Raw genomic sequence first — 12,040 nt, forward strand, 5'->3', positions numbered from 1 at the left:
CGATGTCCTTCGACGACGGTTACACCGCGGGCCTGAAGCAGGCGCTCACCGGCGACCGGGACGCCCGGTTCGTATGGCTGTGCAACTTCGAGGTGGAGAACCAGTGGGCGCGCTCCTACACCGGTCTCCCGGCGGCGCGGGGCTCGGCGACGGCCGCCACCGTGCAGCGCATGGAGGAGCTGGGCGCCCTGCTGGCCGAGCCGGCCGACTACCTCCTCCTGGACCGCCCCCTGGACGAGGGCTACCGCAGCTACGCCGAGAAGACGGGCCTGGGAGCCCCCGTCGAGCTGGTCACCGCCGCGCCCGCCGCGGACGGCGGCACCGGCGCGGCCGTGCTCGACTCCCCGGAACTCCTGGAGCGGCTGCGCCGGATCGCCCGGGACGGCGCCTACCTGATGCCCATGGGCAACTCCGTCCAGGAGGAGCGCATCGCCGAACTGACCGGGCTGCGCCTCGCGGTGCCCGACGCCGCCACCTGCGAACGCGTCAACAGCAAGATCTACAGCCGGCGGGCGGCCGAGGAACTGGGGCTGCGCACGATCCCCGGCTTCTGCTGCGAGACGGTGGGGCAGCTGCGGCGCGCCCTGGACGAAGGGCTGCGCGACGACCGGCCGGTCATCGTGAAGGACGCCTACGGAGTCTCGGGCAAGGGCCTGCTGATCCTGGACAGCCGCAGGAAGGCCGACCGGCTGCTCCGCATGGTCGAGCGCAGGGCCGCGAACCGCGGTGACGATGCGCTGCACGTCGTGGTCGAGACGTTCCTGCCCAAACGCTTCGACCTCAACTACCAGTTCACCGTCGACCGCCGCGGGCGGGTGCGCCTGGACTTCGTCAAGCAGGCCCTCACGTCCGGCGGGGTGCACCTCGGCCATGTCATGCCCGCCGACCTCACCCCCGCCCAGCAGGACGAACTGGCCGCCGCAGCCGTGGCCCTGGGCGCGCGCCTGTACGCGGACGGTTTCTTCGGCGTCGTCGGCGTGGACGCCCTGCTGGGCGCCGACGACCGGGTCTACCCGGTCCTGGAGATCAACGCCCGGCTGAACATGTCCAGTTACCAGGGGAGGGTCACCGAGCGCTTCGGCCGGCCCCGGGGAGCCGCCCTCGCCAGGCACTACCCGCTGCGGCTGGCCGAACCCCTCCCGTTCGAGGCGGTCACCGACGCGCTCGGCGACCTCGCCGAACCGCCCCACGACCGGGACGGGCTCGTCATCACCTGCTTCGGGACGGTCAACGCCCAGGCCGGCGACGCGCTCGCCGGCGTACCACGGGGCACGCCGGCCCCCCACTTCAACGGCCGGCTCTACACCATGCTGTTCGCCGGGAACCGCGAGGGACTCGACGTGCTGGACCGCCGGGTCGAGGCCGCGCTCGACCGACTGAACACAGCCGGGAGGACGCCATGAGCAGTCGGGAACTCCATGTGCAGGGCATACCGGTGTCGGAGATCGCGGAGGAGTTCGGCACCCCGCTGTTCCTCTACGACGCCGACGTGCTGCACTCCGTCTACACCTCCCTGAGGGAGCGGCTGCACCCCGCCGTCGACATCTTCTACTCCCTCAAGGCCAACCCCAACATCAGCGTGTGCGGCTACCTCGCCTCGCTGGGCGCCGGCGCCGAGATCTCCTCGATGGTCGAGCTGATGACGGTGCGGCGGGCCGGCGTCGCGCCTGAGAACGTCATCTTCCTGGGGCCGGGCAAGACCCGGGCCGAGCTGGAGGCGTGCGTCACCGCCGGCATCCACGCGGTGGTGTGCGAGTCCCTGGAGGAGGTCGCCCTCCTGGAGGAGATCGCCGCCGGGCTGGGACGCGACGACGTCACGGTGCTGCTGCGCATCAACCCGGACTTCCACACCAAGGGCTCCGGCCTGGCCATGGGCGGCAAGCCACGGCAGTTCGGCATCGACGCGGACACGCTGCGCCGCTCACGGGAACAGCTCGCCGCACTGCGCCGGGTGCGGGTGCGCGGCTTCCACGCGTACATGGGGACGCGCTTCCTGAACGCCGACGACCTCGTGCACAACACCCGCGAGATCCTCGCCCTCGCGGCCGACCTGTCGGAGCGGCTGGGCATCGTCCCCGAGACCGTGGACTTCGGCGGCGGCTTCGGTGTCGCCTACTTCGACAACGAGAAGAGCCTCGACATCGAGACCACGGTCGCCGGCATCAACGAGGCCGTCGCCTCCTTCACCGCGAAGTACCCCCGCTGCCGCCTGATCAACGAGCTGGGGCGCTACCTCGTCGCCGCCTGCGGCACCTACGTGGTGCGCGCCCTGTACGTCAAGGAGTCCCTGGGCGAGAAGTTCGTGATCGCCGACGGAGGCACCAACCACCACATGGCCGCGGTGGGCATCGGCAGCTTCGTCAAGCGCAACTTCCCGATCCGGTCGCTGAGCCGGCACGGCGAGGAGGCGGCGGACACCTACACGGTCACCGGGCCGCTGTGCACGCCCAACGACGTCATCGGCAAGAAGGTCCAGCTGCCGCCGGTCGCACCCGGCGACCTCATCGGCGTCGAACTCTCCGGCGCCTACGGACCGACGGCCTCACCCGGGCTCTTCCTCAGCCACGGATTCCCCGCCGAGGTCCTCGTGCACGGCGGCACGGCCCACCTCGTCCGCGAACGGGACCGCAAGGAGGACCTGCTCGACAAGCAGCGCCTCGTGGACTTCACCCGCCACTGAAGGAACCCGGCACCGAAGGAGAACATCGGCAATGGAACGTCACGACGTGGTCAACGCCGTCGAGAAGGCGCTCAGCGAGGTGCTGGAGCAGCCCGTCACCGGCCTGACCGAAGAGGTCCGGCTCTTCGAGGACCTGCACCTGGACTCCACCTCGGTCCTGGAGATGCTGATGGCCCTGGAGGACGCCATCGACATCTCCGTCGACCCGGAGAACCTCGACATGGACGACTTCAAGTCGGTCGGCACGCTCACCGATTACGTCCTGTCCCAGCAGACCACCAGCGGAGTATGAGGCGGATCGCACATGCCGGCCCTCCTTGCCGCCTGCGGGGTGGTGGCACCGCCCCGCAGGTCCCCCGAACCGACCCTGTCCAACCTCTCCTACTACCGTGACCTGGTCGAGCCCTTCGGCCTGGAGGTGGACGAGACGCTGCTGCGCTCCGCGCCCCACGTCGGCCACCGCGACCTGGTCGACCGGCTGGTGGCCGCCTCGGGGACCGACGGCAGCGACCCCGACCTGGTGATCGTGACCCACGCGCTGCCGGACATCACCCCGTTCACCGCCATGGCGCCCTACCTGGACCGGCTCCTGGGCGGCCGGGCCGTCAACTTCGGCATCCACCAGCAGGGGCTGGCCGCGCCGTTCACCGCGCTGCGCGCCGTCTCGGCCTTCCAGCGGGCGGGCCGCTCCCAGCGGGCGGTGCTCGCCGTCCTGGAACAGACCACCCTGCCCACGCGCTTCCCCCTGGTCCACGACAACCACCTGGTCGACTCCGGGGTCCTCCTGGTCCTCGGCACCGGCGGCGGGCCGCGGATCGCCCGGGTGGAGTCCGTCCCGGCGACCGAGTCCGCCGCCGCCCGGCTCGGCGAGCTGACCGCGAAGGACCCGGACGGCACCCTGCTCGTCACCGGCCCCTGGCAGGACCGTGACGTGCTCGGCCAGGACGTCCCCTCCTTCCACGCCAATCCCGGCACCTACTGCACCAGCGTCTGGCTGGCCCTGGCCCGGCACTGGACCGACTGGCGGGAGCGGTACGGCACGGTGCTGCTGTGCGACACCGACCCGCTCTCCGGCGCCACCCACATCGCCGTACTGCACTCCGACCGGGCCCGGGGCGCCGCGCGGGAGGCGCGATGACGACGACGGACACCACCCTCCCCGCCCCCGTCCTGCGGTGGCTCGAGGAGTTCGCCGGGGAGCTGGACGCGTGCCACGAACAGGCCGCACCGGGCGGCACGGTGTCCTCCCCGGCCGGCTGGACCATCGCCTCCGTACAGCGCCTGCCCGGCGGCGCCCCGGTCCCCGGCACCTCGGACACCCTCGCCGCGCTGCGGGACCCGTCGCCGGCCGACGACGGGGCGACACAGGTCTTCTGCGACGCGCTGGTGCGGCTGCACTGGCGGCTGCTGCGCGATGTCCTCGACGGCGCCGTCACCCGCCTCGACGGGCGCTCCTCGGAAGGAGCCCCGCTGCTCGGCCGGCAGCTCGTCCGGGGCGCGATCGCCGACGTGGCCCTCGCGCTCTCCGAGACCCGGGACCTCCTCGGCCTGCCCCGGCCCACCGCCGGGCGCCGCCGCCGGATCCACCGCGACCTGGTGGGCGCCGGCCGCACCGCGCTCGGACTGTACGGCGCGAGCAGCTTCGCGGCCGAGGGCCCCGGCCGGCTCCTCCACGCGGCCGAACTGCTGGGCAACACCTACCTGCACCCCGGAGAGCACGAGGAGGGAGCCGGCCGTGAGTGAGCCCCTGCTGCCCCGCCGGACGGAGGTGCTGCGCTCCCACGTCAGGGACGCGGCCGCGGAACTGCGGGACGCCGGCCTGGAGATCGACCGCGACCCCACGGCCATCGACCGGTGGCTCCACCTGCCCGCGGCCGGCCTCATGCGCATCGCCACCCTTCCCGTCGAGTACCTGGACGCCCCGCTGCGCATCGGCGAGTACACCTACGACCTGCGCTCCTGTCTGGAGCACACCGTCACCATCGAGGAACTGAGCTACGGCGACGCCGGCTTCATGCTCGCCTGCCCCGGCCCGCTGATGTCCGGGGTCGCGGTGGACGCGCTCGGCGACGACAAGCAGCGGCACGCCTACTACGAGCGGCTGAGCCGCCCCGAGCCGACCTGGACGTTCTTCGGCCTCACCGAGCCCGCGAAGGGATCGGCGGCCACCGAGCTGGAGACCGCCCTGACCCCCGACGGCGACGGCTTCCGCCTCAGCGGTGCCAAGCGCTACGTCGGCAACGCCGCCTTCGCCCAGCTGGGCGTGGTGTTCTGCCGCCGGGCGCCCGGACCGCTGGGCATCGAGGCGGTGCTCGTCGACACCCGCGACCCCGGCTTCCGGGCCGGGCTCATCCCGACCGTCGGCATGCGCGGGGCGCGCATCTCGGCCATCACGCTCGACGGCGTGCGGATCGAGCGGGAGCAGGTCCTCGGCTACGACACGCTCAAGCCCAGCCGCCGCGGGCTGGTGGGAGCCATCCGCACCCTCCAGCGCTTCCGCCCGGTCCTCGCCGGCACCGCGCTGGGCCTGACCCGCGCCGCCTTGGACCACGTCCGCCGCGAGCGCCCGGCACTCGCCGGAGCGGCCCGCGGCCGGCTGGACGACCTGCGGGACCGGCTCGAGGCCACCCGGCGGCAGAACTACGACATCGCGTCCGCGATCGACGCCGGGAAGGTGCGGTCCGACCGCATCGCCGGCGTCAAGATGCGCGCCGCCGAGCTGGCCGAACGCGCCACCCTCGCCGCGGCCGACCTCCTCGGCCCCGCATCCCTCCTGGAAGACCCGTGGCTGGGCAAGCTGTACCGCGACGCGCGCGCCTTCGAGTTCATGGAGGGCACCGGCCACATCCAGCGGCTCGCGGTGTTCCAAGGCATGGCCAAAGGCACTTTCCTCGCATGACCCCGGCCCCCCGCGCCAGGACCCGGGAAGGAGACAGGGAGCGAGCCATGTGGATCGGCATCGACGTCATGACCGAGGGCGAACTCGGCGACCTGCTCGGCCGGCCCTGGTTCCGCCGTTACGTCTACGACGCCGACGAACTGGCCCTCGCGGACTCCTTCGGGGCGGAACGCGCCCGGGAGTTCCTCACCGGCCGCTTCGCCGGCAAGGAGGCCGCCCTCAAGGCCATCGGCACCGGTGTCGGGGCCGGGGTGACCCCCCGGCAGGTGGCCATCCTGCGCGCGGACGACGGAGCCCCCGTGGTACGGCTGACGGGGACCGCCGCCCAGCGCGCGCGGGAACGGGGCATCGGCTCCCTCAACCTGTCCATCACCCACAAGAAGGGCTTCGTCGTCGCCGCGGCCATCGGGGTGCCCGCCCGGTGCCCGCACCCCTGCGACCGGCCCGCCGACTGACCCCGCCCCGCCCGCCGTGCCCGTATCCGCCGCCGGTGCGCCCCGCGCACCGGCCGACCCCTCTCAGGGAGCGCTGTGTCCCGTCGTCTGTTCACCTCCGAGTCCGTCACCGAGGGCCACCCCGACAAGATCGCCGATCAGATCAGCGACACCATCCTCGACGCCCTGCTGGAACAGGACCCGTCCTCCCGCGTGGCGGTGGAGACGCTGATCACCACCGGCCTGGTCCACGTGGCCGGGGAGGTCACCACCGCCGCGTACGCGGACATCCCCGCGCTGGTGCGGGCCAGGATCCTGGAGATCGGCTACGACTCCTCCAAGAAGGGCTTCGACGGCGCCTCGTGCGGGGTGTCGGTGTCCATCGGCGCCCAGTCGGCCGACATCGCCCAGGGGGTGGACACCGCCTACGAGCTGCGGGTGGAGGGGGACGCCGACGAACTGGACCGGCAGGGCGCCGGTGACCAGGGGCTGATGTTCGGCTACGCCTGCGACGAGACCCCGGAGCTGATGCCGCTGCCGATCCACCTGGCCCACCGGCTGTCACGGCGCCTGAGCGAGGTCCGCAAGAACGGGACCGTCCCCTACCTGCGTCCGGACGGCAAGACCCAGGTCACCATCGAGTACCAGGGTGACAAGGCCGTCCGGCTGGACACGGTGGTGGTCTCCTCCCAGCACGCCTCGGACATCGACCTGGAGTCGCTGCTCGCCCCCGACATCCGCGAGTTCGTCGTGGAGCCGGAGCTGAAGGCCCTGCTGGACGAGGGCATCAAGCTCGACACCGAGGGCTACCGCCTGCTGGTCAATCCGACCGGCCGCTTCGAGGTCGGCGGCCCGATGGGCGACGCCGGTCTGACCGGCCGCAAGATCATCATCGACACGTACGGCGGCATGGCCCGTCACGGCGGCGGCGCCTTCTCGGGCAAGGACCCCTCCAAGGTGGACCGCTCGGCCGCGTACGCCATGCGGTGGGTCGCCAAGAACGTCGTGGCGGCCGGGCTGGCGACCCGCTGCGAGGTCCAGGTCGCCTACGCCATCGGCAAGGCCGAGCCGGTCGGGCTGTTCGTGGAGACCTTCGGCACCCACACCGTGGACGTGGCGCGGATCGAGCAGGCCATCACCGAGGTGTTCGACCTGCGGCCCGCCGCGATCATCCGTGACCTGGACCTGCTCCGCCCGATCTACGCCCGGACGGCCGCCTACGGTCACTTCGGCCGGGAACTGCCCGACTTCACCTGGGAGCGCACCGACCGCACCGACGCCCTCCGCACCGCCGCCGGCCTGGACTGACGCGAACCGCCCCCCGGCACTCCCGTGCCCGGGCGGGCCGAGGGAGGAAGCACCGTGCGTATCGCCGTGACCGGATCCATCGCCACCGACCATCTGATGGTCTACCCCGGACGGTTCGCCGACCAGCTGATCGACGGCCACCTGGAGCGGGTCTCGCTGTCCTTCCTGGCGGACACCCTGGAGATCAGGCCCGGGGGAGTGGCCGCGAACATCGCCCTGGGGCTGGGACGCCTGGGCCTGCGTCCGATGCTGGCGGGAGCCGTGGGCCCCGACTTCGCCGAGTACCGCCGCCGGCTGGAGGAGAACGGCGTGGACACCCGGCTCGTCCACGTGAGCGACACCCTGCACACCGCCCGCTTCGTGTGCACGACGGACGCCGACCAGAACCAGATCGCCACCTTCTACGCGGGCGCCATGGCACAGGCCGGCGTCATCCGGCTGGAAGCGGCCACCCGGTACGCCGGCGGGCTGGACCTGGTGGTGGTGGGCCCCAACGACCCGGAGGCGATGCTCCGCCACACCGACGAGTGCCGCGCGCTCGGCGTCCCGTTCGCCGCCGACCCCTCCCAGCAGCTCGCCCGCATCGGGGCCGAGGAGGCCAGGCGGCTGATCGACGGCGCCCGCTATCTGTTCACCAACGAGTACGAGGCCGCCCTGCTCGCGCAGCGGACCGGCTGGACGCGTGGCGAGATCCTCGAACGCGTCGGCACCTGGATCGTCACGGCCGGCGCCGACGGTGTGACCATCGCCGGGAAGGCGGAGCCCGAGCGCGCGGTCCGGGCGGTGCCGACGGACCGGGCCCAGGACCCCACCGGAGTCGGCGACGCCTTCCGGGCCGGTTTCCTCGCCGGCGTGGCCTGGGACTGGCCGCCGGAGCGCTCGGCCCGGCTCGGCTGCGCGCTGGCCACCGTCGTCCTGGAGTCGGTCGGTACGCAGGAGTACAAGCTCTCCGCGGCCGACCTGCTGATCAGGATCGAGGAGGCCTACGGCAAGGCCGCGGCGGCCGAGATCCGTACGCGGCTGTCGGACGTGCTCTGACGGCCCCGGGGCCCGGTGCAGGGGGGCCACCCCCGTGCCGGGCCCCGCGGCGCCGCAGGGATGCCGCTGTCACCTGCCGACGGGGGTCCCGATGAGGCCCGCGCTCGCCGCCGCCGCGCCGGCCTGGAAGCGGCTCTCCGCCCCCAGCTCCTCCATGATCGCGGCGATGTGGCGGCGCAGGGTGCGCGAGGAGATCCCCACCCGGCGGGCGATGACATCGTCCTTGAGACCGCAGGCGAGCATCTTCAGGATCGCGTTCCGGACGTTGTTGAGCGAGGTGTCGTTGGGGGTGCTGCCGTCGAAGACGCAGGCCGACTGCCAGGTGTTCCGGTAGATGCCGCACAGCACGTTCACGATCGCCGGTTCGTAGACGACGGTGACCGCGGAGGTGCCTCCCTTGGAGGAGTCGGTGGGCAGGAACGCCGTCTCCCGGTCGACGATGATGATGAAGTGCTGCACCTCGTCCGACGTCCGGACCTCCGCCCCCGACTCCAGGTTCTGCTGGAGGTTCGCCCGGAAACTGGGATGGTGCCTGGCCGAGTGGGGGTACAGGGTGCGCAGTCGCACCCCGCGCGGGACCGCGTCGTAGGAGAGCCGGAGGGTGTCCTCCAGGATCTGTGTCTCATAGCTGCAGACCGGCCACATCGTGAGGATCTCCCCGGAGGACCGGCGGATCGAGTCCGTCAGCCGCAGGGAGATCTCGCGCTGGTTCTCCAGCGTCGCCACCAGCCGACTCTTCCGCTGGGTGCGCTGGTGCCGCTTGAAGGACTTGGAGAAACGTTCCATCTGGTGGTGGATGGCGATCAGTTCGCGCTGTTTTTCGTGTATGGCGGATTCGAGCGGCAGAACGAGTTCCGTCTGGGCGGCATCGGGGTCGGAGGCCAGGAAGGTGTCCTGCTCCTTGCAGTGTCTGACGAGTTTCAGACGCAACAGTTCCCGCATGGCGTCCCTGACGGCGGCGCTCGACACCCCGAGCGCCGTGGCGATTTCCAGTGTGGTCGCCGCGTGATAGGACAGTACGTGATCGTACACACCGAGAAGCAGGTCCTCGCCGATGTCCTGGCCGCGTGGCATCGGCCCGAAGCGGACTCTCTCGTCTTCCTCCGCCGACAGCTCGGACATTGCTGCGTACGCGAGCATGTTCTCCACTGCGTTCACCATCCCGAGTCAGACGGTCAAAGAACTCCGTTGCGGAGGATCTCGGCGATCTCCTCGGCGACCTCCGCGACTTTTTCGTTCAGGAAGAAATGGCCACCGGAGAAGCGGGTGACCTGAAATTCTGCCGTGGTGTGCCGCTCCCAGCCGTGCTCCCCGCCTCCGGTCAGATACGGATCCGCGTCGGCGAACAGGAAGGATATGGGGCAGCCGACCGACGCCTCTGCGGATGCGAGATACGTGGAATTGGCGTGGTAGTCGTTCTTCACGACCGTGAGGATCGGCTCCAGGAATTTCTCTTTCTCGAAGAACCGGGGAGGAATGCCGCCCAGCTCCTTGAGTTCCGCGATGATCTCCTGGTCGTCGCGCGGTGTGTGGCTGCCGAGCCCGTCGGAGGGGGAGCGGCGGCCGGACACGATGAGCCGCACGGGGGCGGCGCCGGCGGCCTCCAGGCGCCGGGTGACCTCGAAGGCCACCACCGAGCCGAAACTGTGGCCGAAGACGGCCACCGGCCTGTCGAGCCAGGGGCGGACCTCTTCGGCGATGCGGTCGGAGAGTTCGCCGACGTCCTTGATCGGTGGCTCGCCGCGGTTCCCCGGGCGGCCCGGGTACTGGACGGAGAGCGCCTCCACCTCGTCGGGCAGGGCCGCGGACAGGGCGTTGTAGGCACTGGCGGAGGCGCCGGCGTAGGGACAGCACACCAGACGGATTCCGGGGTTCACCCGGGGCGCCGCTCTCTGGATCCAATCGCTTCTCTTGTCGAGGGGTTGGATGGCCATGTCACCTTCCGTGTGTCCCCGGGGGGAGCGTACCGGATCGGCCGCAGGCATTGCCTGGGAATGGCGCACCACTGGTGAGGCGCTGCGGTGGCGCTCTTTTTTCTCGCTTCTCCGTCAAATCATCTGCCATGTAATGCGGAGAGCCGATCGATCCGTTCGTTCCGGCCTCGGACTGGCGGATTAAAAGCTTCCGTTACGGTCACGCTACTGACAGTTGCGTCATATGTCAACGGTGTTTCTGGCGGTCGCCGACGGTCGATGTGCGGCAGGTCACAGCGCTTTTCGTGAAGCGCATGAATACAACAGCAGACGAATAGGAAGAATTGAGGACCGGCTTGTCCGTCGGCCCGCACACCCCAAAAAAAGAGGTTGCTCGCCTTGCAATAGCGTAGGGTGACCGGGCTACGCCAAAGGATACGGTGTCACACCTTTAGACGTGGCTGCCGGACAGCCCTGAGGGCTGTTTCCGGCCAATGTTCCGAACGTCCTCCCGCGCAGGCCGGTCCGGTTCACCGTGACGGACGGGAAATGTGTGACGTCAGTGGCAGGAGAGCGAGACGGGGGACGGCCGACATCGGTGGCCGTCGGCATGCCCCCGGGGTGGTCTCGCGTGGGCGCCCGGGACCGGCGGGACGGTGCGGCCGGCGGGGGCCGAGGGGGTGAGGGCGAAGGTCCGTGCCCTGTGCGGGGTGCCCGCCGGTGCCGCGGCGGCGGACAGGGGCGGTCTCGTGACCGGCGTCCGTCGCCGGAACCGCCGCGCGGCCAGGGCCGCCGGGCCACAGGGAGCGCCTGGACAGGGTGCTTCGGTGGTCCGCAGGGTTCTGGTCATCAGCGCACCCGCACCTCCCACGATCCCGGCCGCCGTGGCGGCTGTCGTCAACCCCCTTCGATGAGCATCGACCACTTCGATGCGTATCAAACCGAGAGCGGGGTATGACACAGGTCAGGGAACGCGGCCGGCTGCCGCAACCGCAGGCTGCCGCAGCCGCACACGGAGCGCGGCGGCACCGGAGCGCTTCCGTCCCCGTGCGTCACGCACGGAGCTCGACCGGCGCTTTTCCAGGCCTGCTCGACTTGATCCGGGGAGCCGGGCCCGCCGCTCCGGACACATGCAGGGATGGTGTGCGCACGGACGCATGAGCAAGGGGTGAGGCGGACACGGGTCAGGACAGCAGCCGCTGCGCCATCTGCCGCGCCCGCCGGAAAGGCTCGACGCTGCGCTCGCTCATCGCGGTGACCACGGCCCCGTCCATCAGCAGCGTGAACTGCTCCGCCAGCTCCGGCGCCCCGGCGTGGCCGGCCTCCTTGATCAGGCCGCACACATAGTCGGCGACCTTGCGCTTGTGCTCGACGGCGAGCCGGTGGACGCTGCTGCCGGGTTCCTTCGCCCTCTCCGCCATGGCGTTGATGAAGGCGCAGCCGCGGAACGCGCTGTCCTGCGCCCCCTCGGCCAGGGCGTCGAAGACGGCCAGGGGTGCGCCGCCGTGGGCCTCGACGCGCTCTCGCAGCCACGTCCTCCAGTGTTCGTCCCGGCGCTGCAGGACCGCGGTCACCAGATCGTCCTTGCCGTCGAAGTGTCGGTACAGGGAGGCGCGCCCGACGCCGGAGTGGGTCAGGAGGCGCTCCAGGCCCACTCCGTTGATGCCCTCCTCGTAGAAGAGCTCATCGGCTGCCTGTAGTAGGCGGTCACGTGCGCGAGTCGGCATGTGGCCAGAGTAGTCGCCCTTGACGCTAAACGGTACCGACC

The 12,040-nt window shown here is 71.1% G+C and carries 12 protein-coding genes; 9 read left to right on the top strand and 3 right to left on the bottom strand.

Annotation, left to right across the window (positions count from 1 at the left end; all coding sequences use genetic code 11):
* Window positions 1-2 precede the first annotated feature (2 nt).
* The 9 genes from AB0E62_RS02220 (at window position 3) to AB0E62_RS02260 (ending at window position 8,359) form a co-directional block, all read left to right on the top strand.
* Window positions 3-1,403, top strand: coding sequence for an ATP-grasp domain-containing protein (locus tag AB0E62_RS02220; protein WP_362186698.1), 1,401 nt, complete (start codon window positions 3-5; stop codon window positions 1,401-1,403).
* Window positions 1,400-2,680 carry a type III PLP-dependent enzyme gene (locus AB0E62_RS02225; RefSeq protein ID WP_362186701.1) on the top strand — a complete coding sequence of 427 codons (1,281 nt, stop codon included), beginning with the start codon at window positions 1,400-1,402 and terminating at the stop codon, window positions 2,678-2,680. The genes AB0E62_RS02220 and AB0E62_RS02225 overlap by 4 nt, the downstream gene beginning before the upstream one ends.
* A 31-nt stretch (window positions 2,681-2,711) precedes the next feature.
* Window positions 2,712-2,972, top strand: coding sequence for a phosphopantetheine-binding protein (locus AB0E62_RS02230; RefSeq protein ID WP_362186704.1), 261 nt, complete (start codon window positions 2,712-2,714; stop codon window positions 2,970-2,972).
* A 12-nt stretch (window positions 2,973-2,984) separates the two neighbouring features.
* The gene (locus AB0E62_RS02235) at window positions 2,985-3,818 is read left to right on the top strand and encodes a hypothetical protein (protein WP_362186707.1); all 834 of its coding nucleotides are present in this window, start codon (window positions 2,985-2,987) and stop codon (window positions 3,816-3,818) included.
* The gene (locus AB0E62_RS02240; RefSeq protein ID WP_362186710.1) at window positions 3,815-4,423 is read left to right on the top strand and encodes a hypothetical protein; all 609 of its coding nucleotides are present in this window, start codon (window positions 3,815-3,817) and stop codon (window positions 4,421-4,423) included. The genes AB0E62_RS02235 and AB0E62_RS02240 overlap by 4 nt, the downstream gene beginning before the upstream one ends.
* Window positions 4,416-5,579, top strand: coding sequence for an acyl-CoA dehydrogenase (locus AB0E62_RS02245; RefSeq protein ID WP_362186713.1), 1,164 nt, complete (start codon window positions 4,416-4,418; stop codon window positions 5,577-5,579). The genes AB0E62_RS02240 and AB0E62_RS02245 overlap by 8 nt, the downstream gene beginning before the upstream one ends.
* 47 nt (window positions 5,580-5,626) lie before the next feature.
* Window positions 5,627-6,034, top strand: coding sequence for a holo-ACP synthase (locus AB0E62_RS02250; protein WP_362186716.1), 408 nt, complete (start codon window positions 5,627-5,629; stop codon window positions 6,032-6,034).
* 75 nt (window positions 6,035-6,109) lie between these two features.
* Window positions 6,110-7,321 (top strand): methionine adenosyltransferase, encoded by a 1,212-nt coding sequence (gene metK, locus AB0E62_RS02255; protein WP_362186719.1) that lies wholly within the window; start codon window positions 6,110-6,112, stop codon window positions 7,319-7,321.
* A gap of 54 nt (window positions 7,322-7,375) precedes the next feature.
* Window positions 7,376-8,359, top strand: a complete 984-nt coding sequence (locus AB0E62_RS02260) for a carbohydrate kinase family protein (RefSeq protein WP_362186722.1) — start codon at window positions 7,376-7,378, stop codon at window positions 8,357-8,359.
* A 69-nt stretch (window positions 8,360-8,428) separates the two neighbouring features.
* Here the strand turns inward: AB0E62_RS02260 and AB0E62_RS02265 are convergent, their stop codons facing one another.
* From AB0E62_RS02265 to AB0E62_RS02275, 3 genes are all read right to left on the bottom strand, one after another.
* Window positions 8,429-9,520: a helix-turn-helix transcriptional regulator gene (locus tag AB0E62_RS02265; RefSeq protein WP_362186725.1), complete on the bottom strand. Its 1,092-nt coding sequence runs from the start codon at window positions 9,518-9,520 to the stop codon at window positions 8,429-8,431.
* A gap of 14 nt (window positions 9,521-9,534) precedes the next feature.
* Entirely contained in the window at window positions 9,535-10,236 is a 702-nt protein-coding gene (locus tag AB0E62_RS02270; RefSeq protein WP_362186728.1) for an alpha/beta fold hydrolase, read from the bottom strand.
* A gap of 1,220 nt (window positions 10,237-11,456) precedes the next feature.
* A complete protein-coding gene (locus tag AB0E62_RS02275) occupies window positions 11,457-11,999 on the bottom strand; it encodes a TetR family transcriptional regulator (protein WP_362186731.1) in 543 nt (180 codons plus the stop codon).
* Window positions 12,000-12,040 lie beyond the last annotated feature (41 nt).

The organism is Streptomyces sp. NPDC038707 (assembly GCF_040636485.1).
GTDB lineage: Bacteria > Actinomycetota > Actinomycetes > Streptomycetales > Streptomycetaceae > Streptomyces.